The sequence below is a fragment of the Novosphingobium sp. 9 genome (genome assembly GCF_025340265.1).
Classification (GTDB): domain Bacteria; phylum Pseudomonadota; class Alphaproteobacteria; order Sphingomonadales; family Sphingomonadaceae; genus Novosphingobium.
This window is the reverse complement of record NZ_CP022707.1, coordinates 1868324-1892677: the sequence shown is the minus strand read 5'-3', so window position 1 is coordinate 1892677 and position 24354 is coordinate 1868324. Positions and strand designations below refer to the sequence as shown.

At 64.1% G+C, this 24354-nt stretch carries 22 protein-coding genes and 2 tRNA genes; 15 read left to right on the top strand and 9 right to left on the bottom strand.

The window, feature by feature from the left end; genetic code table 11:
* Positions 1–6: 6 nt before the first annotated feature.
* Positions 7–1821 carry a cobaltochelatase subunit CobT gene (gene cobT, locus CI805_RS09410; protein WP_260922475.1) on the top strand — a complete coding sequence of 605 codons (1815 nt, stop codon included), beginning with the start codon at positions 7–9 and terminating at the stop codon, positions 1819–1821.
* Positions 1822–1873: 52 nt separating this feature from the next.
* On the opposite strand, the gene CI805_RS09405 is transcribed toward cobT, so the two are convergent.
* Positions 1874–2242: a hypothetical protein gene (locus CI805_RS09405; protein WP_260922467.1), complete on the bottom strand. Its 369-nt coding sequence runs from the start codon at positions 2240–2242 to the stop codon at positions 1874–1876.
* 350 nt (positions 2243–2592) lie between these two features.
* Here CI805_RS09405 and CI805_RS09400 point away from each other — a divergent pair, with 350 nt between their 5' ends.
* A complete protein-coding gene (locus tag CI805_RS09400) occupies positions 2593–5166 on the top strand; it encodes a TonB-dependent receptor (protein ID WP_260922465.1) in 2574 nt (857 codons plus the stop codon).
* Positions 5167–5253: 87 nt separating this feature from the next.
* Here the strand turns inward: CI805_RS09400 and CI805_RS09395 are convergent, their stop codons facing one another.
* Together CI805_RS09395 and CI805_RS09390 are read right to left on the bottom strand one after the other, a co-directional pair.
* Complete coding sequence (locus tag CI805_RS09395) at positions 5254–6090, bottom strand: hypothetical protein (protein WP_260922463.1); 837 nt, start codon at positions 6088–6090, stop codon at positions 5254–5256.
* 331 nt (positions 6091–6421) lie between these two features.
* Positions 6422–6511, bottom strand: a tRNA-Ser gene (locus CI805_RS09390).
* A 219-nt stretch (positions 6512–6730) separates the two neighbouring features.
* On the opposite strand from CI805_RS09390, the gene CI805_RS09385 reads away from it, so the two are divergent.
* The 10 genes from CI805_RS09385 (at position 6731) to CI805_RS09340 (ending at position 15340) form a co-directional block, all read left to right on the top strand.
* The gene (locus tag CI805_RS09385) at positions 6731–7729 is read left to right on the top strand and encodes a lytic transglycosylase domain-containing protein (RefSeq protein WP_260927927.1); all 999 of its coding nucleotides are present in this window, start codon (positions 6731–6733) and stop codon (positions 7727–7729) included.
* Positions 7713–8795, top strand: a complete 1083-nt coding sequence (locus CI805_RS09380; RefSeq protein WP_260922459.1) for an SPOR domain-containing protein — start codon at positions 7713–7715, stop codon at positions 8793–8795. The genes CI805_RS09385 and CI805_RS09380 overlap by 17 nt, the downstream gene beginning before the upstream one ends.
* Before the next feature lie 99 nt (positions 8796–8894).
* Entirely contained in the window at positions 8895–10076 is a 1182-nt protein-coding gene (locus CI805_RS09375; RefSeq protein WP_260922456.1) for a D-alanyl-D-alanine carboxypeptidase family protein, read from the top strand.
* 8 nt (positions 10077–10084) lie between these two features.
* Entirely contained in the window at positions 10085–10741 is a 657-nt protein-coding gene (gene tmk / locus CI805_RS09370; RefSeq protein ID WP_260927926.1) for a dTMP kinase, read from the top strand.
* On the top strand, positions 10738–11724 hold the full coding sequence (locus CI805_RS09365) for a DNA polymerase III subunit delta' (RefSeq protein WP_260922453.1): 987 nt from the start codon (positions 10738–10740) through the stop codon (positions 11722–11724). Before tmk ends, CI805_RS09365 begins: the two co-directional genes overlap by 4 nt.
* Positions 11725–11750: 26 nt before the next feature.
* Positions 11751–13310, top strand: coding sequence for a methionine--tRNA ligase (metG, locus tag CI805_RS09360; RefSeq protein WP_260922450.1), 1560 nt, complete (start codon positions 11751–11753; stop codon positions 13308–13310).
* Positions 13310–14104 carry a TatD family hydrolase gene (locus tag CI805_RS09355; protein ID WP_260922433.1) on the top strand — a complete coding sequence of 265 codons (795 nt, stop codon included), beginning with the start codon at positions 13310–13312 and terminating at the stop codon, positions 14102–14104. Before metG ends, CI805_RS09355 begins: the two co-directional genes overlap by 1 nt.
* Positions 14101–14883 (top strand): MBL fold metallo-hydrolase, encoded by a 783-nt coding sequence (locus CI805_RS09350; RefSeq protein WP_260922430.1) that lies wholly within the window; start codon positions 14101–14103, stop codon positions 14881–14883. The genes CI805_RS09355 and CI805_RS09350 overlap by 4 nt, the downstream gene beginning before the upstream one ends.
* Positions 14880–15053 (top strand): hypothetical protein, encoded by a 174-nt coding sequence (locus CI805_RS09345; RefSeq protein WP_260922428.1) that lies wholly within the window; start codon positions 14880–14882, stop codon positions 15051–15053. The genes CI805_RS09350 and CI805_RS09345 overlap by 4 nt, the downstream gene beginning before the upstream one ends.
* Before the next feature lie 210 nt (positions 15054–15263).
* Positions 15264–15340: transfer RNA gene (locus CI805_RS09340), tRNA-Arg, on the top strand.
* 31 nt (positions 15341–15371) lie between these two features.
* On the opposite strand, the gene CI805_RS09335 is transcribed toward CI805_RS09340, so the two are convergent.
* Genes CI805_RS09335 through grxC form a run of 3 tightly spaced genes read right to left on the bottom strand, consistent with a single transcriptional unit; the run spans position 15372 to position 16983 of the window.
* Entirely contained in the window at positions 15372–15872 is a 501-nt protein-coding gene (locus CI805_RS09335) for a DUF1178 family protein (RefSeq protein WP_260922423.1), read from the bottom strand.
* Positions 15869–16696, bottom strand: a complete 828-nt coding sequence (locus tag CI805_RS09330; protein ID WP_260922420.1) for a carbon-nitrogen hydrolase family protein — start codon at positions 16694–16696, stop codon at positions 15869–15871. The genes CI805_RS09335 and CI805_RS09330 overlap by 4 nt, the downstream gene beginning before the upstream one ends.
* A 20-nt stretch (positions 16697–16716) precedes the next feature.
* Positions 16717–16983, bottom strand: a complete 267-nt coding sequence (grxC, locus tag CI805_RS09325) for a glutaredoxin 3 (RefSeq protein ID WP_260922417.1) — start codon at positions 16981–16983, stop codon at positions 16717–16719.
* 192 nt (positions 16984–17175) lie between these two features.
* Between grxC and CI805_RS09320 the strand changes: the two genes are divergently transcribed.
* Positions 17176–17640: an Hsp20 family protein gene (locus CI805_RS09320; RefSeq protein ID WP_260922412.1), complete on the top strand. Its 465-nt coding sequence runs from the start codon at positions 17176–17178 to the stop codon at positions 17638–17640.
* A gap of 192 nt (positions 17641–17832) precedes the next feature.
* Positions 17833–18822 (top strand): sensor domain-containing diguanylate cyclase, encoded by a 990-nt coding sequence (locus tag CI805_RS09315; RefSeq protein ID WP_313958488.1) that lies wholly within the window; start codon positions 17833–17835, stop codon positions 18820–18822.
* A gap of 135 nt (positions 18823–18957) precedes the next feature.
* Here CI805_RS09315 and CI805_RS09310 read toward each other — a convergent pair whose 3' ends face one another.
* From CI805_RS09310 to tpiA, 3 genes are all read right to left on the bottom strand, one after another.
* A complete protein-coding gene (locus CI805_RS09310) occupies positions 18958–20592 on the bottom strand; it encodes a CTP synthase (protein ID WP_260922410.1) in 1635 nt (544 codons plus the stop codon).
* Between the two features lie 164 nt (positions 20593–20756).
* Positions 20757–21122 carry a preprotein translocase subunit SecG gene (secG, locus tag CI805_RS09305; RefSeq protein WP_260927921.1) on the bottom strand — a complete coding sequence of 122 codons (366 nt, stop codon included), beginning with the start codon at positions 21120–21122 and terminating at the stop codon, positions 20757–20759.
* Between the two features lie 141 nt (positions 21123–21263).
* The gene (gene tpiA, locus CI805_RS09300) at positions 21264–22019 is read right to left on the bottom strand and encodes a triose-phosphate isomerase (protein WP_260922407.1); all 756 of its coding nucleotides are present in this window, start codon (positions 22017–22019) and stop codon (positions 21264–21266) included.
* A gap of 321 nt (positions 22020–22340) precedes the next feature.
* On the opposite strand from tpiA, the gene CI805_RS09295 reads away from it, so the two are divergent.
* Positions 22341–24302: a peptidylprolyl isomerase gene (locus CI805_RS09295; protein WP_260922403.1), complete on the top strand. Its 1962-nt coding sequence runs from the start codon at positions 22341–22343 to the stop codon at positions 24300–24302.
* Positions 24303–24354: the final 52 nt, after the last annotated feature.

Sequence of the window (24354 nt, the reverse complement as noted above, 5' to 3'; positions counted from 1 at the left end):
CCCGTTTTGAGCGAAGAGACACCGGCAGACCGCTTCAAGGCCGCACTGGCAGGCGCCGCGCGCGCCATTGCCGACGAGACCGAGATCGAGGTCAACTGGACGTCCGACGCGCCGAGCCAGACCGGAGGAACCTTCCGCCTGCCGCTGCCCGCCCGCAGCCTGCCGGCGGATCAGGCGGCGCAGCTGCGCGGCTTTGCCGACAGTTTCGCGCTGCGCCTGCGCCACCACGACGAAAAGCTGCACGCCCGCAACGCGCCCGTCGAACCTTCGGCACGCGCCTGCTACGATGCCGTCGAGGCGGTGCGCTACGAGGCCATGGGTGCCAACCGTTTCGACGGCATGCGCGACAATCTGAATGCGGCGCTCGATGTGCGGATTGCCAGCGATCCGATTACCCGCGCCAAGTCGCCCGACGAAGTGCCGATGCCGACCGCGCTGGCGTTGCTGCTGCGCGAGCGGCTGACCGGCGAGCCGATCCCCGAGGTCGCTGCCGAAGGTGTCGCCATGCGCCGTCGCTGGATCGAGGAGAAGGCGGGCGAGGATTTCGAGGCGCTGGCGAACTCGCTGTCGGACCAGAAGGCCTTCCAGTCGCTCTCGCTCGACATGCTGCGTCACCTCGAAATGACGCGCGTCGACGAGCTGGACATGCCCCCTGAGGATTCGGAGGACATCGACGGCGACGAAGAGACCGAGCAGGACGAGCAGGGCGACGAGAGCGGGGAGCAGCAGCAGCCCGCCGAAATGTCGACCGAGCCGGTCCGCGGCGAGGATCAGGGCGACGCCGAGGCCGAGGGCGACATGCCCGATGACGTCGAGGACGGCCAGGAAGGCGACGAGGGCGAGGAGGGCATGATGCCCGTGCGCCCCAATCGCCAGTGGACCGATATTCCCGACGGTTTCGACTATCAGGTCTTCACCGAGGCCTTCGACGAAGTGGTCGCCGCGCACGAGTTGTGCGACGAGGAGGAACTCACCCGCCTGCGCGCCTATCTCGACGCGCAGTTGAAGGGCCTGCAAGGCCTCGTCACCAAGCTGGCGAACCGGTTGCAGCGCCGCCTGATGGCGCAGCAGAACCGCTCGTGGGACTTCGATCAGGAAGAAGGCCTGCTCGATGCCGCGCGTCTTGCCCGCGTGGTCGTCTCGCCGGGCAGTTCGCTGTCCTACAAGATCGAGCGCGACGTCGAGTTCAAGGATACCGTCGTCACGCTGCTGCTCGACAACTCCGGCTCGATGCGCGGACGGCCGATCTCGATCGCCGCGATCAGCGCCGATGTGCTGGCCCGCACGCTGGAACGCTGCGGCGTCAAGGTCGAGATTCTGGGCTTCACCACCCGCGCATGGAAGGGCGGGCAGAGCCGCGAGACCTGGCTGGCCAATGGCAAGCCGGTGCATCCCGGCCGCCTCAACGACTTGCGTCACATCATCTACAAGAAGGCCGACGAGCCGTGGCGCCGCGCGCGCCGCAACCTTGGCCTGATGATGCGCGAAGGGCTGCTGAAGGAGAACATCGACGGTGAGGCGCTGCTCTGGGCGCACAACCGCATGCTCGCCCGGCAGGAAGACCGTCGTATCCTGATGGTGATCTCGGACGGTGCGCCGGTCGACGATTCGACGCTCTCGGTGAACTCGGCAGGCTATCTGGAGGCGCACTTGCGCAAGGTGATCCAGTGGATCGAGAGCAAGTCTCCGGTCCAGCTCGTCGCCATCGGCATCGGCCACGACGTGACGCGCTACTATCGCCGCGCGGTGACGATCATGGATGTCGAGCAACTCGGCGGCACGATGATCGAGCAGTTGGCGGACCTCTTCGAGGAAGAGTGAGGCATAGGGGGCAGGCGAGGGGAAACTCTCTCGCCTCTCGTAAACACGACGATCAGAATACCGACTTCGGATGCTCATCCTTTACGCAGCGCCATGACACCGGCAGCTTGCCACTATCCAGAAGCGCCCAGTTGTAGGCGATCAGGAAATGCTTCTGTTTGGCATAACCATCGAGCGCTCCCACTTCAATCGCATCTGACACGCCGTACCCGTAAGCATAGATCGTTTCGGGCTTTGTATCGGGAAGCGCCTCGCATTTCAGGCCATAAGAATACCATACGCCTTTCGGCTGAAACAAGCCGTATTGCAAGACACCTGCCAGTCGATAGTCCTGGCGAGCGAGAGCATGCCGTGCCGCGACGGCGGGATCGGGAGGAGTGGCGCCGATCATGATGATAACGGAGGCCAGAATTTCGAACATCGCATCTCCTGACTGATCCTGTCGAGGCTGACACGAGATCGCCTCCATGTCACGATCCTTGCATCCGTTTCAAAGCCATCTTGTCCTACAGATATTGCAGAAATCCGCGGCTCATCCCGGCCATGACGCTGCCCACCTCCTTCCCGATGTAAGTATGTGCGACAGATGCGCGCGAATTTTGCGTTATGTTGCAACAAAGATGAAATCTTCGGGAAGGAATTAACTCCGACAAATGCGCTCGCAAAAAGCGAGTCTGAGGGGACCGGGAAAGCCTGCCCCTCACATTGGGAGGGTGATTTATGGCGTTCCGGCCATTCGTATTCTGCACAGCATCGGTCCTTGCGCTCGGCATGAGCGGCGTCGCGCAGGCGCAAACCGCGCAGGTCAACGCAACCGCGCAGTCCGGCGGCGATTCCGCCGACAGCGCCGCGACCGCAGCCGCACCGACGGACAACTCGGAAATCATCGTGACGGGCGTGCGCGCCTCGCTGATGTCGGCCGAGAACATCAAGAAGAACGCGATCAACATCGTCGATTCGATCGTGGCCGAAGACATCGGCAAATTGCCGGACAACACCGTGTCCGACGCGCTCCAGCGCGTAACCGGCGTGCAGATCACCCGCGCCGCAGGTGAAGCCAGCTCGGTCCAGATCCGCGGCCTTCCCAACGCTGCCACGCTGGTCAACGGCTTGGAGACTTTCACCGGAACGGGCCGTGCCGTATCGCTGGGCGATATTCCTGCCGAACTCGTCAACGGGGTCGACGTCTACAAGACCAGTACGCCCGATCTGATCGAGGGCGGCGTCGCCGGTGTCATCGACGTGCGCCTGCGCCGTCCGTTCGATTTCAGCGACGGACTGCATGTGGCAGGCGGTATCCGCGGCATCTACTCCGACCAGTCGGACAAGGGCAGCTACGTTGGCAGCGCGCTCGTCAGCGATCGCTGGCAGACTGGCCTTGGCGAAATGGGCCTGCTGGTCTCGGTCTCGTACAACCGCCGCAAGTACCAGGATCAGGACGCGTTCGACTATGTCAGCACCGGCGATCCAGTCGCCATCCCCAATACCGTTGGCGGCATCTATGCCGGCGGCGACCGCGAACGGACCGGCGTGAACGTCGCCTACCAGTGGCGCCCCAGTTCGAACCTCGAAATCCACGCGGACGGGCTCTACACCAAGTACCGCAATCTCTATAACAACAGCTACTTCATCGGCATTCCGGGGGCGGGCACGATCACCTCGACGACGCCCTACGACGATTACGATTTCCTTGCCCAGAGCACGACAACAACCAACGCCTACACGCTGACCAGCATGCAGGCATACCTTGACCAGACGCAGAACTATCAGGGCAATCTGGGTGCGCGCTGGAACAGCGGCAACGTGACGATCTCGTCCGAGCTGACGTACAACTACAGCAAGATCAAGGATCGTAACGTCATCGTTGATACGTCGTTCAACGCGCCGTCGATGACGATCGATTACGATCATGGCGGCACGCCGAACGTCGATATTTCGGGCGTCGATATGACCGACCCGTCGAACTACACCTTGCGCAACCTGTTCGACAATCACTCGCTCGCCACCAGCAAGCAGTGGGCCTGGCGCAACGATCTCAAGGTCGACACCGGCGATGGGTTCTTCAAGAACATCAAGATCGGCACGCGCTTCACGCATCGCGAGGTCGTCTCGCAGGCGACCACCTCGACGCAGTATGCCTCCGATGGCACGACAACGCTCGATATGCTGTCGAGCGATGCCTACACCACCTCGCCGACCGGCCTCGTCAAGGGCGCCCTTGGCGTGGGCCAGTACCTGACGATGGATCCGGACTACCTGCTCAGCCACACCGACGCGATCCGTGAACTGTTCGGCCGTGCCGATGGCGATCCTGCCTACGATCCCAACAACTATTTCGCTGACACCGAAGATACCTATGCGTTCTACGGCCAGTTCCAGTACGGCTTCAACCTCGGCTCGATCCCGGTCACGGGCGTCGGCGGCGCGCGTGTCGTCAACACCGTGGAGCGACTGGTCGGCGGCACCGTGGGCTCGAAGCAGAATTACCTGAACGTGCTGCCCAGCATCAATGCGAAGGCGGAACTGGCGGACAACCTGTTCCTGCGTCTGGCCTGGGGCAAAACGGTTACCCGTCCCGAGTTCGCCTCGCTCAACCCGCTGGTGAGCTACGCGCCAAGCGGCGACACCGGCCTTAATGGCGGCTACTATGGCAGCGGCTCGGGCGGCAACCCGGACCTCACGCCAATCAAGTCGACCGCCTACGACGCCAGCCTGGAGTTCTACCCCTCGCGCTCGACCTCGCTGACGGCAGCCGGGTTCTATCGCTCGATCGACGGCTATATCGTCACCTACTCAGCGGACGAATATATCGATGGCAACAAGTATCTCGTCAGCCGTCCGCGCAACACGCATGACGGTAAGCTCTATGGCGTGGAAGTGGCTTATCAGCAGTTCTTCGACTTCCTGCCGGGCGCCTTCAGCGGCCTCGGCGTGCAGTTGAACGGTACTTACAGCGACGGCACCGTCGAGGATCCGATCAACGGCGGGCGCGAGCGCGTTCCCGATGTCTCGCACTGGTCGTACAATGCCGTCGCCATGTACGAGAAGTACGGCATCTCGGCTCGCCTCGCGTACAACTGGCGTTCGAGCTATGTCGACAGCTACAATTCGGGCGGCGTGCAGGGCAACACGATCATGGTCAAGCCGACCGGGCAGCTCGACTTCTCGGCAAGCTACGATCTGACGCAAAACGTGACGCTGACCTTCAACGCCACGAACATCACCGACCGTACCTATCACGACTACTTCGTCGGTACGGGATCTACCGGTGAGACCAGTGTGACACCGCGTGATACCCGCACTTACGACCGTACTTTCGAGTTCGGCGCCCGCTTCAAGTTCTGATCGAGCCTGAAGGTCGCACAAAAAAGAGCCGGGGAACCAGCGAGGTCCCCCGGCTCTTTTGCATTACCGTCCCGTGAAAAGGGGCGATCAGCTCTCGGGGAACATCGCATCGCGCGCGGCGCGGGCGGCCTGCACTTCCTCTGCCGTCAGGTCGAGGCGATCGAAGGCCTCGTCGAGCATGATCGGCAACGGCGCATCGGGGTGGCGCACGGCAAGCACGAAAGTCTCGTTGTACATCGGCACGAAATGCATCCACGGCGTCTCGGTCTTGCGGAACAGCGAGACGACCGAAAGGCGCGTCTTGCGACCGGTGACAGGCGCATAGGTAATGCGATCCTTGCCCCGCTTCTTCATGCGATGGGTGACACGCGCCCAGACCGGCTCCAGCTTTGCCGCGCCCTTGATGCCCTTGTAAGTCGCGGCCATGTGGAAGTGGCGGCGGATCAGCAGTACCGAGACCACGCCCAGCAGTACGACGATCGCCAGCGAGCCGAGCGCGCGGTTCCAGAACTCGTCGATGGCAAGCGAAAGCGTCATGTTTTCAGGGTGTCCGCGCTGGGCGACGACAGTGGTCTCGTAGTCACCGCCACCGATATAGATGAACGAGAAATCGACGTCCTTGATCGCGGTCGTACCGTCAGGCGCGGTATAGGCAATGCCCGCCTTGCAGTTCACCGTCATGCGCTTGGACCGACATTCGCTGCTGGCGAGCGAAGCGTCGGTCACTTCCACCGGATCGAGCTTGATCTGGAAGTCGCGATAGAGCCCCGGCCACACGACAATCGCCGTTCCGATGGCCACAATGCCCATGATGATCGCGATGAAGACCATGCGATAGCGGTCGGCGAGGCCGGGATTGCGCACTCCGATCGGTCTGTCGGGCAGCACGCCCGCAAGGCTGGGAAGGTCGAAATCGGTTTTCATCTGAGGTTATCCCCCCGTTACTTTTCATTAAGGATAAAGCGGTCGCCACAGAACCGAAAAGCCAATCAAGGCAACGGACTAGAGGCGATAACTCTACTCAAAAGCAGATCGGGACGGGTGGTTAAAGCACAGCTGTCGGAAATGAGGCACGTCTCGTCCCTTCATGTCGGACAAGACGTGCGGGAGCGACGGATGACCCACGACTTGGCTTAAGCTGCCGCTTGAACGCGTGTTGCGTGCCATAAGACAGCGGCCATCGCAGCCACACGCCGATAGGGGCATCGGCGGAGCTGTTCGCAACGACTGCCATCAAGGGCCGGCTCTTAGGAAATGGCGGACAGGGTGGGATTCGAACCCACGGTGAGCTTGCACCCACGGCGGTTTTCAAGACCGCTGCCTTAAACCACTCGGCCACCTGTCCGTTGGGGATTGCGCATAGCGCAAAGCGGGCGCGGTGCAAGAGGCGTTCTCACGCCGTGAGCGCGAAGACGGAACGCGCGATGCTTGCGATGGCTTTCCACGACGAAGCAGGGCTTTGCATTTCCTTGGGCTCCCGATTGTGCAAGGTTGTGTGGCGATGACTTTGGCGAACCGACTTTCGACCCGTTTTTCTGCCGCAACCCGTCGGCGTGGCTTTGGCATGGCGGCGCTGGCCGCTGCACTGCTGGCAGTGCCGGGATCGGCATTGCAGGCCCAACCGGGCGGCCAGTCGTTCGACAGTTATATCTCCACCGTGGCAGCCCGCGCCCGCCGCGAAGGCGTGAGCGAGGCGACAATTTCGCGCATGCTGACGGGCCTCACGCCCAACGACAAGGTGATCGCGCTCGATACGCAGCAGCCCAGTCGCCAGAGCGCACCGCCTGCGATGTCGGGCTACCTCGCCAAGCACCTTGGCGCAGGGATTGTCCAGCGCGGCAAGGCCAACTATGCGCGCATGGCGGGTATCCTGCCGGGTATCGAACAGCGCTATGGCGTTCCTGCCCCGGTGCTGTTCGCGATCTGGGGGCATGAGACGAATTTCGGCAGCTATACCGGCGATTTCGACCTCAACCGCTCGCTCGCGACGCTGGCCTGGGAAGGGCGCCGCCGTGCGCTGTTCGAGGGCGAACTGATCGCGCTGCTCAAGATGGTCGACCGGGGTGTGCCGCCGTCGAGCCTCAAGGGCAGCTGGGCAGGGGCGTTCGGCTATCCGCAATTCCTCCCCAGCGTCTACCTGCGTCTTGCCGTGGACGGCGACGGCAATGGCGATGCCAACCTGTTCAGTGCTGCCGACGCGATTGCCTCGATCGCCAACTATTTCCGCGATGCCGGATGGCGCCCCGGACAACCTTGGGGCGTCAGCGCCTCCATTCCCTCGGGCTTCAACACCGCCGCTTATGCGCCCAAGCTGAACGCGGCGAGTTGCAATTCGGTCTATGCGCGCCATTCACAGTGGAAGACGGTATCGGAATGGCGTGCGCTCGGCGTGCAGGCACTCGCCCCGATTGCGGGCAATGTGCAGACCACGCTGTTCCAGCCCGATGGCCCCGGAACCCCGGCCTGGCTGTTAACCGGTAATTATCGGGTCATCCTCCAGTACAACTGCTCGAACTACTACGCGCTTTCCGTGGGGTTGCTTGCAGATGAAATTGCCCGTTAACCACGCCGCCTCGCTGGCGACCGTGATCGCTCTCGCTACCGGCGGGATCGCCTTGCCCTTGCTTGCCGTTCCCGCGCTCGCGCGCGATCATGACAAGCATCAGGCCGAACAGGTCGAGCCGACGAACGGTCCCGCCGCCGATTATCCCGTGGTGATCGGCGATCCCTTCACCATCGGCACCACGACCTGGACGCCCTCGGATCAGCTCAACTACGACGCCGTGGGCTATGCCAGCGTCGACAGCACCGAAGGGCTCGTCGGCGTCAGCGCGGCGCACAAGACGCTGCCGCTGCCCAGCTATGTCGAAGTGACGGCGCTCGATAGCGGACGCACGATCCTGCTGCGCCTGACCAAGCGCGGGCCGATGAGCAACGATGTGCTGGTCGGGCTTTCGCCCGACGCCGCCGCGCAGCTCGGGATCGCGCCCGGCTCGCATGCGCCAGTTCGCGTGCGCCGGGTGATCCCGCCGGAACAGGAGCGCGCACTCCTGCGCGCCGATGGCCGTGCGCCCGAACGCATGGCGACGCCCGACGGCCTGCTGCGCGTCCTGCGTCGCAAGCTGGCGGAACAGTCCCCGCTGCTCCCACCGCCTTCCACGCCGCCGACGATGCCCTCCGCCATTCCCACCGATGCCAGGGTCGGCGCTTTTGCAGGTGGTCCGACAGCCCCGGTGGTGAAGCCGGATTCGGTGGTCGCAGCACAGAAGGCAGCGCCGAAGCCTGTCGTTGCGTCAGCGCCCAAGGTGGAGCCGGTTACACCGCCGAGGCAGACGCCCAAGCCGAAGGCAAGCGAGGCCGCAAAACCGACGCCTAAGCCTGCCGAGAAACCCGCCGCTCCTGTTGCGGACAAGGGCTTGGACAAGGGGTGGGCCGTGCAGGTCGGCGCCTTCTCGTCCGCGCCTAACGCCAAGGCGCTCGCCCGCAAGCTGGGCGGCAGCGCGACGGCCAGCGGCAAGCTGACGCTCGTGCGGATGGGGCCTTTCGCAAGCCGTGCACAGGCTGCCGCAGCGCTGGAGAAGGCCAAGAGTGCAGGGTATAGCGACGCCCGAATAGTCCACTTAGACTGATCCTGCACGTGGACTGATCTTGCCGCCGCATTGACCCGGCGCACCTTCTCCGCGATGCAAATGGACGAGTTACCGGAGAAGCGGGTCTTGAAGTCTTACGTGAAATTCGCCAGCGCGCTCGCCCTTGCCGGCGGCGTGGTGGCGACAGGCGCTGCCACGGCGGCCAACACTGCCACCACGGTCCGCACCGTTTCCCTCCCGGCACCGCCGCCCGAACTGGCGAAAGTGCCGGTGAGCATCCTTGTCGATCTCGGCTCGGGCCAGGTGCTCGAACAGCGCCGCCCGGACGTGTCCTGGCTGCCTGCCTCGGTGACGAAGGTCATGACGGCCTACACCGCCTTTCAGGAAATCGACGCCGGGCGCCTCAAGCTTGACCGGCGCTTCCCGGTGCCCAAGGCAATCTCGGACGAGTGGTTTGCCAAGGGTACCTCGATGTACCTCAAGCCCACCGACAACCCGACCACCGCAGACCTGCTCCATGGCATCCTGACGCAATCGGCCAACGATGCCGCGATCCTGCTCGCCACCGAATATGCAGGCAGCGTGCCTGCGTGGACAGCGAAGATGAATGCCAATGCCCGCGCGCTGGGCATGGCGCACAGCCACTACAACACGCCCAACGGCTGGATGGACGAAGGCAATACCTATGTCGCCGCGCGCGATATGGTGAAGCTCGCCGATGCGATGATCATGCACCACCCCGAACTCTATCACGAGTTCGTCGGCAAGAAGCACTGGTTCTGGCGCGATGTCGCCATGCGCAGCCACGATCCTCTGGTCGATGTGTTCCCCGGCGCCGACGGGATCAAGACCGGCTACACGCGCGAGGCGGGCTACAACTATGTCGGCACGGCAGAGCGCGATGGTCGCCGTCTGGTGCTGGTGCTCGCCGCGTCGGCGACGCCCAAGATCCGTGACGATGCCGCCAAGGCGCTGATGGAATGGGGCTTCTCGGGATGGCAGGCGCATCACCTGTTCGACAAGGGGGCGACGATCACCGCCGCCCGCGTCCAGAACGGAGCCCAGCGCACCGTGCCGCTGGTCGCCGACCGTGAGGTTCACGCCACCGTTCTCACCGGCACCGACCCGAAGATCACGCTCACCGCACATTACGACGGGCCCTTGCGGGCGCCGATCACGCGAGGGCAGAAAGTGGGCGATCTCGAAATCCGCGTCGGCAATCTGCCTGCGGGACACATCGCCCTCTATGCCCGCGAAGATGTGCCTGTCGCCGGGCCGGTGGACAGGATCGTCAACGGGTTTATGAACCTGTTCTCATGAGCCAGAGCATCACCAAAGGACGCTTCATCGCGCTGGAAGGCGGCGAGGGGGCAGGCAAGTCGACACAGGCGCGCCTGCTGGCCGAGCGTCTGCGCGCGCAGGGCCTCGAAGTCGTGAGCACGCGCGAGCCCGGCGGCACGCCCGGCGCCGAGGCCATCCGCCACCTGCTGCTCCATGGGGTCGATACGCCGCAGGGCACCGCAGGCTGGAACCCGCGCGCCGAAGCGCTGCTGTTCGCTGCCGCGCGCTCCGATCATGTCGAAACGCTGATCCAGCCTGCGCTCGCGCGCGGAGCATGGGTGGTGTGCGACCGCTATCTCGATTCGAGCCGCGCCTATCAGGGCGGCGGCGGTGGACTGTCGGATGCCGATATCGTCACGCTCCACGGCGTGGGCAGCGAAGGCCTGCTGCCCGACCTCACACTGCTGGTCGAGATCGATCCCGAGGTTGCCGCCGCGCGCCTCGCGATCCGCGATGCCGATGGCACCGACCGCATCGGCTCGCGCGGGAGCGACTACCACGCCCGCGTCGCCACCGCCTTTGCCGCGTTTCGCGAGGAAGACCCGGCGCGCTACGCCCGGATCGACGGCAACGGTGATGCGGACAGCACCGCCGCACTGATCTGGCAGGCCGTCTCCCGCCTGATCGAAGTCTCCGCAGCATGACCGGCAAACCCGATACGGTCATCGGCCAGGACGCGGTCTGGGCCGAATGGATGGCCGCGCTCGCGTCCGAGCGAATGCACCATGCCTGGCTGCTTGCCGGTCCCAAAGGGCTTGGCAAGCGCGACTTCGCCCATGCCGCCGCCGCCGAACTGGTGCGCGAGGAGGGCGTGCGCCAGCCTCCGCTCGATCAGCACCCCGATATCCTGCTGCTCGAACCGCTGCCCGCCAACGACGACGAGGCCAAGAAGAAGGCCGAGGGCAAGCCGTTCCAGACCAAGCGCAACATCTCGGTCGATCAGGTCCGCACGATGATCCGCAAGCTGGCGACCAAGCCGACGCTCGGCAGCCGGCGCGCGATCATCGTCGAACCGGCGGATGATCTGGAGAAAGGCGCGGTCAACGCGCTGCTCAAGGTGCTGGAGGAGCCGCCCGCGGGCACCTACTTCCTGCTGATCGCGCACCAGCCCGGCCGCCTGTTGCCGACCGTGCGCTCGCGCTGCCGCACCTTGCGCTTCGCCCCGCTGGAGCGTGACCAGCTCGACCGGATGCTCCGTCAGGCCGAGCCGCAGGCAGACGACGCCTCGCGCGCCGCCGCGATTGCCGCTTCCAATGGCTCGCCCGGCCTCGCGCTTACCATCGTCCAGCTTGAACTTGGCGCCATCCATGCGCTGATGCAGCGCATCCTTCACGAAGGCGACCACCATATGCAGTTGCGCGGCGCGCTGACGCAGGAAATGGGCGCAAGGCCGACACGCGAACGGCAATTGGCCGCGCTCGAACTCGCCCGTGCCGAACTGGCGGGGGCGTTGGCCGCTGCCTCGGGCGAGCGGCAGATGCGGATCATCGAAGCCCATGCGGCGATGACGCAGCTCTCGGTCGAGGCCGGGACCTACAATTTCGATGCCGGGCTTCTCATATTGGAAATTGGCGGCTTGCTGGCCTCGGCTGCGGTGCCTAGAGAAGCGGTTCGCACACCACGGTAATCATCACAGAAAGTCGCGACGGCGCCATGGCCGAGCCCTATTACATCACCACCGCGATCAGCTATCCCAACGGCAAGCCGCATATCGGCCATGCCTATGAGGCTATCGCCGCCGACGTCATCGCCCGCCATCGCAAGGCCGAAGGCCACGAGGTGCGATTCCAGACCGGCACTGACGAGCATGGCCTGAAAATGGCGCAGAAGGCGCGCGACCTTGGCATGACCGCCGCCGAACTTGCAGATGAAATGTCACAGCATTTCATCGATATGTGTGCCGCTCTTAATATCGATTACGATGTTTTCCTGCGCACCACCGAGCCCCGCCATCATGCCGCCAGCCAAGCGCTGTGGCAGCGCATGGAAGCCAACGGCGACCTTTACCTCGATCGCTACGAAGGCTGGTACTCGCTCCGCGACGAGGCCTATTACGACGAGAGCGAACTGGTCGCAGGCGAGAGCGGCGAAAAGCTCTCGCCGCAAGGTACGCCGGTCGAGTGGACGGTCGAGGAATCGTGGTTTTTCCGCCTCTCGAAGTATCAGGAGCCGTTGCTGGAACTCTACCGCAACGCCGAGTTCATTCGCCCGGAGAGCCGCCGCAACGAGATCGTCCGCTTCGTCGAAGGCGGGTTGCGCGATCTGTCGGTCTCGCGCACCAGCTTCGACTGGGGCGTGAAAGTGCCCGGCAGCGACAACCACGTGATGTACGTATGGGTCGATGCGCTCACCAACTACCTGACCGGCCTCGGCTTCCCCGAGCAGACCGAGGATATGGCCAAGTTCTGGCCCGCCGATCTGCACCTGATCGGCAAGGATATCGTCCGCTTCCACACGGTCTACTGGCCCGCCTTCCTGATGAGCGCGCAATTGCCGCTCCCCAAGCAGGTGTTCGGCCACGGTTTCCTGCTCAATCGCGGGCAGAAAGAATCGAAGTCGCTCGGCAACACCACTGACCCCGTAGCACTGGCCGAGACTTTTGGCGTCGATACCGTCCGCTACTTCCTGATGCGCGAAGTCGCTTTCGGGCAGGACGGTTCGTGGTCGCCCGAAGCCATCGTGACACGCTCGAACGCCGAACTCGCCAACAGCTTCGGCAATCTGGCGCAGCGCAGCCTTTCCATGATCTTCAAGAACATGGATGGCGAAGTAAAGGCTGGACTTGAGCTTTCCGAGGCCGACACCGTGCTCGAAGCCGCCGTCGCACTGGGCATCGCCGAACTGCGCGAAGCCTTTGGTCGCCTCGCTTTCTCCGACGGGCTCGACGCCTGGATGCGCGCTGTTTTTGCCTGCAACCAGTACGTCGATGAGCAGGCCCCCTGGGCACTGCGCAAGAGCGACCCGGCGCGCATGGAAGCGGTGTTGATGACGCTGTTCCGCGTCGTGCGCGATCTCGCGCTTGCCGTCCGTCCGGTCGTGCCGGGCGCCATCGACGCCCTGCTCGACCAGATGGGACAGGCTGCGGATGCCCGCACTTATGCCGCACTGGCGACGAACGACTGGTTCGCCACCTTGGCTGCCAGCGGCTACAAGGTCGACAAGCCGCAGGGCGTCTTCCCGCGCCTTGAACTGCCGGAAGAGGCCGCCGCCTGATGCTGATCGATTCCCACTGCCACCTCGAATACGAAGGCGTCGCTGAGGATCGCGAGGGCGTTCTCGCCCGCGCAAGGGCGGCGGGAATCGCCGGTTTTCTCAACATTTCCACGCGCCAGAGCGAGTGGGAGAGGGTGGTCGGCACCGCCGAGCGTGAGCCCGACATCTGGGCCTCGGTCGGCATCCATCCGCATGAGGCCGACAGTCACGCCGATCTCGGCGAGGCGGTCCTGCTGGCCGCTACGGCCCATCCCAAGGTAATCGGTATCGGCGAGACGGGGCTCGACTTCTATTACGACAAGTCCGACCGGCAAGTGCAGGAAGAGCTCTTCCGCATGCATATCCGCGTCGCGCGCGAGACCGGCCTTCCAGTCATCATCCATACGCGCGAGGCCGAAGCGGATACGCTGCGGATCCTGGAGGACGAACTGGGGAAGGGGGCGTTTCCGGCGCTCATCCACTGCTTCACCGCCTCGCCCGAATTTGGCCGCGCCGTGCTCGATCTGGGCCTGCGCATCTCGATTTCCGGCATCGTGACTTTCAAGAATGCCAAGGACTTGCAGGCTTTTGTTCCGACTATTCCGGAAGATCGTCTGCTGGTCGAGACGGACTCGCCGTTCCTGGCGCCGGTGCCGCATCGTGGGCGCCCTTGCGAGCCTGCCTTCACCGCCGTGACTGCGCAGTTCGTGGCGGACCTTCGTGATGTGTCGCTTGCTGATCTGGGCGCCTCAACCACGCGCAACTTCTTTACGTTGTTCTCGAAAGCACAGCCGGTGCAGGCGGTTACGGCGTGAAAGTCACGATCCTTGGCAGCGGGACATCGACTGGCGTGCCGCGCCTAGGCGGCGAGGACGGCAAGGCGGACTGGGGCCTTTGCGACCCGAACGAGCCCAAGAACCGTCGCACCCGCGTTGCGATCCTGCTGGAGAGCGATGCCGGCGCGCGCATCCTCGTGGATACGCCCACGGATCTGCGCCAGCAGCTGCTCGATAACGACATCCATCGGCTCGATGCGGTGTTCTGGACGCACGATCATGCGGATCACTGCCACGGCATCGATGATCTGCGCCCGTTGCGCTATGGCCGTGCTGGTCCGATACCGGGCTTTGCGGATTCCGAGACAGTACGCCGGTTGCGCCAGCGTTTCGGTTATGTCTTTGCCGGGCAATACGGCTACCCGACGCTGATCCAGCTCGACAATCTGGACACGCTGCGGCTGTGCGAGGGCTTTCGGGTGGACCATTGCCAGATGCCGCACGGCGGCATGGAATCGACCGGATATCGCTTCGACTGCGATGGCAAGTCCGTCTGCTATACGACTGATTTCAATGCGATTACGCGTGATATTGAAGACCTGTGTTATCGCGCGGACCTGCTGATCGTCGACTGCCTGCGCCGTGAACCGCATCCCACGCATGCGCATTTGGCCATGTCGCTCGAACTGATCGAGCGCTGCCGCGTGGGCCATGCGGTGCTGACACATCTCGACAAGAGCATGGATTACGCAACTCTAGTGGCCGAGATGCCCGATAACGTTACGGTCGGCTATGACGGGCTGGTGATCGCGCCATGAGCAGTATGGGAACCATCGTTGCGATCATAACCGTGCTAGGCTCGCTGTTTCTGGTGACGCGAGGTTCGACATTCCAGTCGATGAAGGCGTCTCAGACGGTAAAGCTTGCCGCGATCTGGGCCGCAATCATCCTCGGGCTGGTGCTTCTCATTTCGTTTTTGCAGCACTGACGGTCGGTCAAAGGCCACCTCTGCCTGACACCTAATTTAACATAATATGGATTATCAATCATATTCGATCTTTGCCGTCATCGCCCTCAGATCAGGAATCTGGGACTCACTCCATCGAGCGCCTGATTACAAATCAGGTGCGTTCCATCACACTCTGCACTGTCCTAACGATTGCCAAGCGTGAAACCCCAAGCTAGAGGCATCCGCGTTGCATCCGTAGCTCAGCCGGATAGAGCACCAGATTCCTAATCTGGGGGCCATGGGTTCGAATCCCGTCGGGTGCACCACCCCCTCAAAATCGCGAGAAATTCGCTGCCGTCAGTTGGCCTTTTCCGGCGTAAGCGGAAACAGCAGCGGCGCGAGGTCGATGCCTTCCTCTGCCAGCGCACGGGCATCGGCCAGACTGGCCTCGCCATGGATCGCTTCGGCATCCTGCTCGCCATAGTGCATGGCGCGCGCCTCCTTGACGAAATGCTTCCCGACATGTCGCGAGGACTTGAGCACTTCGGCCTGAACCGTGGCAAGGTGCATCAAGACGGCAGCGAGTTGCTCGGGGCCTGGCGGCGGAGCCTGCGGCGATGGAGCGGCCGATACGGCAGCCTGTTTCGACGCTTTGGCAGGCGCCTCCGCATGCTGGGGCAACTGGTTGCCCTTGCGGGTCAGGCGCGGCGCCTGCACGGCCTTACCTATGTCGGAACAATCGCAGTGTGGACAGAAAATCAGCCCCTTGACCTGCTGATCCTCGAAATCGCCTGAACTCTTGAACCAGCCTTCGAAACGATGATCGCCGCCCGCGCACTGGAGATCATAGACGATCATCGGGCCACCTCGCGACGATTGGCAAGGCTCGGCAACTGCCTGCGCACGTCGACGAGACGCGCCGGATCGAGATCGACGAAGCCGAGGCCCGCAACCTCACCGCCCATGTCGAGAAGAACCTCGCCCCAGGGATCGATCGCTAGCGAGTGGCCATAGGTTTCGCGCCCATCCTCGTGGACACCGACTTGCGCGGCGCTCAGCACGAAGGCGCTGGCCTCAACGGCGCGGGCGCGCTGCAACAGGTGCCAGTGCGCGCGGCCCGTAGGCACGGTGAAGGCCGCCGGAATCGCGATCACATCGCACGTGGCTCGGCCCAGCGCCTCGAACAACGCCGGGAAGCGAATGTCGTAGCAGATCGCCAGCCCCAGTTTGCCGAGCGGAGTCTCGACTGTGGTGACGCGCTCGCCCGGCGCATAGGCCCCGGATTCGCGCCAGGTCTCACCGGTATCGAGTTCGACATCGAACATGTGCATCTTGTCGTAGCGCGCAGCGACATCACCTTGCGCGTTGATCACGAACGCGCGGTTGGCGAAGCGCTGGTCCTCTGCCCCCGCCTCGGGTCGGATCGCCAGCGAGCCGAGGTGGACCCACACCCCTTCCCGCGCCGCGGCTTCGCGCACGGCAGCCAGTACGCGGTCTTCCGTCTCGGTCATGACCTTGGGACGGCCTCTTGCACGGTCGCGATCGAGCAGGCCGGACATCTCGGGCGTGAACAGCATGGCAGCCCCGCCCTCACGCGCGGCCTTCACCGCCGCCACAATCGTGGCGGCGTTGGCATCGGGGTCGATGCCGCTGGTCATCTGCAGGATCGCGGCGCGGGGCATGGTATTCCGGGCCTCCGCGATCAGAGGCCGAGCACCGGATCGAGTTTGCCCGCGCGGTCCAGCGCGTTGATGTCGTCGAAACCGCCATAGGGCGTGCCGTCGACCAGAACCTGTGGCACGGTGCGTGCGCCGGGCACGCGCTCTTCCATCTCGGTGCGCTTGGGGCCGCCCATGGTGATGTCATATTCCTCGTAGGCGACGCCCTTGTCGTCGAGCAGCGCCTTGGCCGCGACGCAGTACGGGCAACCCCACTTGGTGTAGATCTCGACTTTCGGGGTGCTGCTCATCTGCGATGCTCCTTGAGGTAATGCGCGACCGTTCGGAAGGGGCCATGAAAACTCTTTCATCGTGCCCCTTGAAAGCCTGCGGCGCTACCATAACTTGGGAGCAGAGTCATGGCCCGCCAAGGGGATGGCTCGATAACCGGGGCGCCGCAGTGCGGGCCCTTCACGAAGATTGCTCAGCAGAGGATTTTTGTCATGAACCGTGTCGATTTTTCGCCCTATCGCCGCACCATGGTCGGTTTCGATCGTTTGTTCGACATGATCGAGAACCAGAACCGGGTGAACGGCGGCGACAAGTACCCCCCGTTCAATATCGAGCGCCGTAGCCAGGACGACTACCGCATCACGCTGGCGGTCGCCGGTTTCAAGTCCGCCGATATCGACATCACCGCGCAGGCCAACCTGCTGATCGTCAAGGGTTCCAAGCCCGAGGATCATGCCGAGGGCGAATACCTGCACGTCGGCATCGCCCAGCGCGGGTTCGAGCGTCGCTTCGAACTGGCCGATTATGTCCGCGTCACCGGCGCCGACATGGCCGACGGTCTCCTGGTGATCGACCTTGCACGCGAAGTGCCCGAGGCGATGAAGCCCAAGAAGATCGCCATCGGCGGCAACCAGTTGACGGTGGTGGAGAACGACGAAGGCAGCGCAGCGGCCTGATCCGCGCGCTCACCTCTCCCTTGTTGCTCGTTATAGGGCGGTCCGGTTTTCCGGGCCGCCCTTTTGTCATGCAGCGCTGAATTCCTCCGCCCTGCCGAGAGCCGGTTGCCGCCATCCAACTGTCTGGGCTAGATACTTTACGCAGGGCGTTAGCCGGCGACGCCTTGGCTAGAAGCATCGACGGACGCAACGATGATCGAAGACACGAAACTGCAGGATGAAGCCGGGCGCCTCGGCGCGCTGCGACGTCTCGACGTTCTGGACACGGCGCCGGAAGAACCGTTCGACAATATCGTCCAGCTTGTGCGCTCGGTACTCTCCGTACCGATGGCGCTGGTGACGCTGCTCGATGAGGACCGGCAGTGGTTCAAGGCCCGGCGTGGCCTCGAAGCCTGTGAGACCGCACGCGAGATATCTTTCTGCACATATGGCATCCAGCATCGTGAGCCGTTCATGATTCCCGATGCCCAGATCGACGCGCGCTTTGCCGAAAATCCTCTTGTCACCGGCAATCCCAATATCCGCAGCTATCTAGGCATCCCGCTTGAGACGCCCGACGGCTACAACGTGGGCATGCTCTGCGCGATCGATACGCATGCGCGCAACTACAAGGACAGCGAGATCGATCTGATGCGCGGGTTTGCGCGGCTGGTCATGAAGGAGTTCGAACTGCGTACCGCCGCGATCCGAGACCCGCTGACCGGCGCGCACAGTCGCCGGGGTTTTCTCGACCGCGCCGAGCAGGAGCGCGAACGGTTCGCACGCTATGGCGGCCCCGGTTGCATGGTGATGATCGACATCGATCACTTCAAGGCCGTCAACGACACGCACGGACATCGCGCCGGTGACATCGTACTGCGCGAGGTGGCCCAGCGCCTCAACGCGGACAAGCGACCCAGCGATGTCTTCGGGCGACTGGGCGGCGAGGAGTTCGCGATGATGCTGCCTGAGACCAGTGCAGCCGATGCCCGGATCGTGACCGAGCGGTTCCGCAAGGTGGTCGAGGACATGGCCATAGACATCGGCGGAGGCAAAACCCTGAACGTCACGGCCAGCTTCGGAATCGCGCCGCTCGACACTTTGTTCGACAGTGCCGAAGACTGGATCGCAGCTGCCGACGAGCCGCTCTATCTCGCCAAGCGCGGCGGCCGCAATCGCTGGATGATGCGCGGCGAAAGCTGAGCCTCGCCCTGGGGCAGGACCCGATAGAGCGGGTAACTACCCTTCCCGCGCCTGATCTCGTGAACGCAAACGAAAAGGGCCGAGGCGATCATCCGCCCCGGCCCTTTTCGTTTTTCTAGTCGGCCGACGAAAGCGTCAGACCAGACGGGCCTGACGCAGCGCGGCGGCGATGAAACCGGCGAACAGCGGGTGCGGCTCGAACGGGCGCGACTTCAGCTCCGGGTGGAACTGTACGCCGACGAACCACGGATGGTCCGGCCGCTCGACGATCTCGGGCAGCAGGCCATCGGGCGACATGCCGGCGAAGATCAGGCCGCTGCCTTCCAACTGCTCGCGATACGAGGCGTTGACCTCGTAGCGGTGGCGGTGGCGCTCGCTGATCGTGGTCGAACCGTAGAGCGAGGCGACGTGGCTGTTGGGCGAAAGCTCGGCCGTGTAGGCGCCAAGGCGCATGGTGCCGCCCAGATCGCCGCCCGAAGCGCGCTGCTCAAGACCATCCTTGCCCATCCACTCGGTGATGATGCCGACGACGGGTTCGTCGGTCGGGCCGAACTCGGTCGAGCTGGCCTTGGCGACACCGGCATGGCGGGCGCCCTCGATGCAGGCCATCTGCATGCCTAGGCAAATGCCGAGGAACGGCACGTTGCGTTCGCGGGCGAAGCGCACCGAGGCGATCTTGCCTTCTGCGCCGCGCTCACCGAAGCCGCCGGGCACGAGAATGCCGTGCATCGGCTCCAGCTCGGCAGCGATTTCCGAATCGGCCTTCTCGAACAGCTCGGCGTCGATCCACTTGATGTGGACCTTGACGCGGTTGGCCATGCCACCGTGGACGAGCGCCTCGTTCAGCGACTTGTAGGCATCGGGCAGGCCAACGTACTTGCCGACGACGCCGATGGTCACTTCGCCTTCGGGGTTCTCGTAGCGGTCGGTGATGTCGTCCCAGCGCGCCATGTCGGGGGCCACCGAAGTCTCTTCCATCCCGAAGTGATGGAGCACTTCGGCGTCGAGGCCTTCCTGGTGGTACTGGAGCGGCACCGCGTAGATGTTCGGCGCGTCGAGCGCCTGGATGACTGCTTGCGGACGCACATTGCAGAACAGCGCGATCTTGCGGCGCTCACCCTCGGGCAGCGGACGGTCGCAGCGGCACAGCAGGATGTCGGGCTGGATGCCGAGGCCGGTCAGCTCGCGCACCGAGTGCTGCGTCGGCTTGGTCTTCAGCTCGCCCGCAGCCGCGATGTAGGGCACCAGCGTGACGTGGACGAAGCAGGTCTGCTCGCGCCCCAGTTCGTTGCGCAGCTGGCGCATCGCCTCGACGAAGGGCAGGCCCTCGATGTCGCCGACGGTCCCGCCGATCTCGCAGAGCACGAAATCGAGGTCGTCGGCATCGTCAAGCGCGAAGTCCTTGATCTGGTCGGTGACATGCGGGATCACCTGCACCGTCGCGCCCAGATAGTCGCCACGGCGCTCCTTCGTGATGATGTCACGATAGATGCGGCCCGAAGTGATATTGTCGCTCTGATGGGCCGAGACGCCGGTGAAGCGCTCGTAGTGGCCGAGATCGAGATCCGTCTCCGCGCCGTCGTCGGTCACGAAGACCTCGCCGTGCTGATACGGGCTCATCGTGCCCGGATCGACGTTGAGGTAGGGATCGAACTTGCGGATGCGCACGCGATATCCGCGTGCCTGCAGGAGAGCCGCGAGGCTCGCTGCCATGAGACCCTTGCCGAGCGAGGAGACCACGCCGCCGGTGATAAAAATATGCCGCGCCATGGGAGTCGGCCCCTAAATCGCATGGAGGCCCAAAGGCAAGAGCCCTTGTGCCGAAATCCACAAAATGAACAAACGAAAGGCGCCCGACCCTGCCGGGCGCCCGCGAAAAATCAGGCTCTCAAGTGTCGGTCAGGCTGCGACCGACAAGGCGCCATTCCAGCAGCTTACTGCTTGGCGGCACCCGAAAGCGGATCGGCGGCAGCGCCGGTCGCGGCAGGTGCCGGAGCCGGTGCGGCAGGCGCGGTCGAAGCCGGTGCCTGCTGCTGGATGTTGCGCTGCAGCGAGGTATCGATCTGGCGGCCCGAGCTTGCGCCCACAGCCAGCGAGGCGAGCACGATGCTGAGCAGCACGAAAACACCAGCCAGGATGCTGGTCAGGCGCGTCATGATATTGGCCGCACCGCGCGCCGACATCACGCCCGAAGGGCTGCCGCCCGTGCCAAGACCGCCACCTTCGGACTGCTGCATCAGGATCACTGCCACGAGAGCGGCAGCCACCAGTGCCTGAACGATGGTGAGGAATTGGAACAGCATGTCAGAATCAGCCTCGTCGTGGGCCAAGCGCCCGCCTTGTTGTCGCGCAGATAGGGCCAAGCCCTTTCTTACGCAACCCGCTTGGTCCGCTGACGGCACAAGCCCGACCGCAAACCGTCACAAATATAGTCCCCGAACTCAGTCCTGCAGGGCCGCTGCCGCGCCAACGATGGCGAGGAAGCTTTCCGCGGTCAGGCTGGCGCCGCCGACAAGTGCGCCGCCGACTTCCGGGGTTTCGAGCAGCTCGCCCGCGTTGTCCGCCTTGACCGAGCCGCCGTAGAGGATGCGCACCTGCGCGCCTGCCTCGCCGTAGACTTCGACCAGCTTGGCGCGCAGCGCCGCGTGCATCTCGGCGACATCGGAAGCTGCGCAGACCTTGCCGGTGCCGATCGCCCAGATCGGCTCATAGGCGACAGACAGCTTCTCCGCCGCCTGCTCGGACAGCGGCAGGCTCTCGCCCAGCTGCGCGGTCACGACATCGAGCGCCCTGCCCGCCTCGCGCACGTCTAGGCTTTCGCCGACGCAGACGATCACGCCAAGATTCGCCGACAGCGCGGCTTCCGCCTTGGCGCGTACGTCCGAATTGCTCTCGCCATGGAGCGTGCGACGCTCGGAGTGGCCGACGATGGTGAAGTCGGCGCCCGCATCGCGCAGCATCGGCGCCGAGACGTCGCCGGTGAAGGCGCCCGATTCGAGCGCGTGGCAGTCCTGACCGCCGATCCCGATCAGTTCGACCGCGTCACGGGCGCGGAAGATCAGCGTGGCGGGCGGCGCGATCGCCACCTGCACGCGCGGCAGACGGCCAGCTGCACGGTCGATCGCACGAAGCTCGTTGAGCATCGCACGCGTGCCGTTCATTTTCCAGTTGCCGACGATGTAAGGCAGAGCAGCCATAGTAGTACCTTCAATAAACCCCCGCGGCGAACAGGGCTGCGGCGCGGACGCGCTCGACAGACATTACCCGGACGATTCCCCGATCAGAAGAGGAATCATGTCGCCACCATTGCCGCGCAGCTAGGCCAGTGGAGGGCGACTTGTCAAAACCGGTGCGACAGGACGTGGCTTGCATTTCCTGCTCCGTTGATTGCGCCCGTGCGCGTCGCCAGCCATTGCAGGATGGACAAAGGCCCCCTAAAGCCTGCCGCGATCCATCTGCCGGACGCGCATGCGTGCGGCGCACATGGACATTTTGTCATATGCAATTTCGGCAGGGTCATGCTTTCTGGTCTTCGCTCCCTAATCAAGTCCAAGTTCGGTGTCGTCGTTGCGGCGCTGTTCCTGATCGTCATCATCTTCGCTTTCACCAGCGGTGATCTGTCGAACTTCACCTCCAGCGTGACTGGCGACGACAGTTCCGGTTCGGTCGCGGTCGTCGGCGGCAAGCCGATCGACCAGCAGACGCTCACCCAGTCGATGCAGGTCGCCTTCCAGCGCATCCAGCAGCAGCAGCCGACCGCGACGATGGGCCTGATGATCGCCCAGGGCGCGCTCGACGACGTGCTTAACGATCTGGTCGACCGCGTGGCCGTGGGCGTGTGGGGCCAGAAGCACGGGATTGTTGCGGGCGACCGCCTGATCGACAGCGAGATCGCCTCGATCCCGGCGTTCGCGGGCGTTGACGGCAAGTTCAGCCAGGACACCTTCAAGCAGGCGCTGGCCCAGCGCAACATCACCGAGCAGTCACTGCGTGACGACATCGCCCAGGGTCTCATCGCCCGCCAGCTGGTGGTGCCTGCAGGCTTTGGCACGGTGATGCCCAAGGCGCTGGCGGAACGCTACGCCGCCATGCTCGGCGAAAGCCGTGAGGGCGCGATCATCGAGGTTCCCGCGCTGGCCTTCGCGCCGCAGGGCGACCCTTCGGCCGCGCAGCTGAACGCCTATTACAATGCGCACATCACCCGCTTCCAGCGCCCCGAACGTCGCACAGTGCGCTATGCCCTGTTCGACGAGGCGGCGATGAAGAACGTGCCTGCGCCGACCGATGCAGAGATCGCCGCGCAGTACCAGAAGGATCAGGCCCAGTACGCCGCGCAGAACCTGCGCAGCGTGACCCAGCTGATCGTCGCTGACCAGAACACCGCCAACGCGGTCGAGGCCGAGGTCAAGGGCGGCAAGTCGCTCGACGACGTGGCCAAGGCCAAGGGTCTGTCGACCGCCAAGGTCGGCCCGCTCGACAACAACGCTTTCGCCAACCAGATCTCGCAGCCCGTCGCCAACGCGATCTTTGCGGCCCCTTCGGGTCAGCTTCTGCCGCCGCAGAAGGGCGTGCTCGGCTGGTACGTGATCCGCATCGACAGCGTGACCACCAAGCCCGCGCAGTCGCTCGATCAGGTCAAGGCCGATATCGCCAAGACGCTGGCCACTGCCAAGCAGACCGCTGCGTTCTCGGCGATGCTGAGCAAGATCCAGTCGCAGTTCGATGGCGGCGCAGGCCTGCCCGACGTTGCCAAGGCGATGGGCCTCGAAGTCAAGACGTCCGAGCCGATCACCGCTGACGGCAAGGTCTACGGCAAGCCGCAGGAAGCGCTGGCACCCGAACTGGTCCCGGTGATCAAGACCGCATTCTCGATGGAACAGAACCAGCCGCAGGTCGCCGAGGCCGTGCGCGGCAAGAGCGTGATCCTGTTCGACGTGTCCCAGATCGACGAATCGGCGCCCGCGCCGCTCGCACAGATCAAGGGTGACGTCGCGCAGGCCTACAAGCTCGACGCCGGGTTCGATGCCGCCAAGGGCGCAGCCCTGAAGGTGCGCGATGCCGTGCTCAAGGCCAAGGACCCGGCAGCGGGCCTCTCGGCGGCGGGCAAGCCGCTGCCCCCGGTCCAGCCGATCGGCCTCTCGCGTGCGGTGCTGACGCAGATGATGCAGCAGGGTCGCCAGATCCCGCCGCCGGTCTCGCTGCTGTTCCATATGGCTCAGGGCACCGTGAAGGTGCAGGCAGCGCCGGACAAGCGCGGCTGGTTCGTGGTCTTCCTCAAGACCGTGAAGCCCGGCGCGCAGGTTCCGCCGCAGGCCATCGCCTCGGCGCAGACCGAACTGGGCCAGCAGCAGGGTGACGAGTACACCCAGGCGCTGACCAAGGCGATCCGCAAGGACGTGGGCGTGATCAAGCACCCCGCCGCGATCAAGACGGTGGTCCAGCAGCTGGGCGGTAACGCGCCCGCCGCCTCGACCAACTGATCGCCGCTTACCTGACAGAATGCTTCGGCGGCCTCCCGCAACGGATGGCCGC

Excerpts from the sequence above, each read along its gene's own strand:
- CI805_RS09405 (WP_260922467.1), bottom strand. The coding sequence starts at position 2,242 with ATGTTCGAAATTCTGGCCTCCGTTATCATCATGATCGGCGCCACTCCT.
- CI805_RS09400 (WP_260922465.1), top strand. The coding sequence starts at position 2,593 with ATGAGCGGCGTCGCGCAGGCGCAAACCGCGCAGGTCAACGCAACCGCG.
- CI805_RS09395 (WP_260922463.1), bottom strand. The coding sequence starts at position 6,090 with ATGAAAACCGATTTCGACCTTCCCAGCCTTGCGGGCGTGCTGCCCGAC.
- CI805_RS09385 (WP_260927927.1), top strand. The coding sequence starts at position 6,731 with ATGGCGGCGCTGGCCGCTGCACTGCTGGCAGTGCCGGGATCGGCATTG.
- CI805_RS09380 (WP_260922459.1), top strand. The coding sequence starts at position 7,713 with ATGAAATTGCCCGTTAACCACGCCGCCTCGCTGGCGACCGTGATCGCT.
- CI805_RS09365 (WP_260922453.1), top strand. The coding sequence starts at position 10,738 with ATGACCGGCAAACCCGATACGGTCATCGGCCAGGACGCGGTCTGGGCC.
- metG (WP_260922450.1), top strand. The coding sequence starts at position 11,751 with ATGGCCGAGCCCTATTACATCACCACCGCGATCAGCTATCCCAACGGC.
- CI805_RS09355 (WP_260922433.1), top strand. The coding sequence starts at position 13,310 with ATGCTGATCGATTCCCACTGCCACCTCGAATACGAAGGCGTCGCTGAG.
- CI805_RS09345 (WP_260922428.1), top strand. The coding sequence starts at position 14,880 with ATGAGCAGTATGGGAACCATCGTTGCGATCATAACCGTGCTAGGCTCG.
- CI805_RS09335 (WP_260922423.1), bottom strand. The coding sequence starts at position 15,872 with ATGATCGTCTATGATCTCCAGTGCGCGGGCGGCGATCATCGTTTCGAA.
- CI805_RS09330 (WP_260922420.1), bottom strand. The coding sequence starts at position 16,696 with ATGCCCCGCGCCGCGATCCTGCAGATGACCAGCGGCATCGACCCCGAT.
- grxC (WP_260922417.1), bottom strand. The coding sequence starts at position 16,983 with ATGAGCAGCACCCCGAAAGTCGAGATCTACACCAAGTGGGGTTGCCCG.
- CI805_RS09320 (WP_260922412.1), top strand. The coding sequence starts at position 17,176 with ATGAACCGTGTCGATTTTTCGCCCTATCGCCGCACCATGGTCGGTTTC.
- CI805_RS09315 (WP_313958488.1), top strand. The coding sequence starts at position 17,833 with ATGATCGAAGACACGAAACTGCAGGATGAAGCCGGGCGCCTCGGCGCG.
- CI805_RS09310 (WP_260922410.1), bottom strand. The coding sequence starts at position 20,592 with ATGGCGCGGCATATTTTTATCACCGGCGGCGTGGTCTCCTCGCTCGGC.
- tpiA (WP_260922407.1), bottom strand. The coding sequence starts at position 22,019 with ATGGCTGCTCTGCCTTACATCGTCGGCAACTGGAAAATGAACGGCACG.
- CI805_RS09295 (WP_260922403.1), top strand. The coding sequence starts at position 22,341 with ATGCTTTCTGGTCTTCGCTCCCTAATCAAGTCCAAGTTCGGTGTCGTC.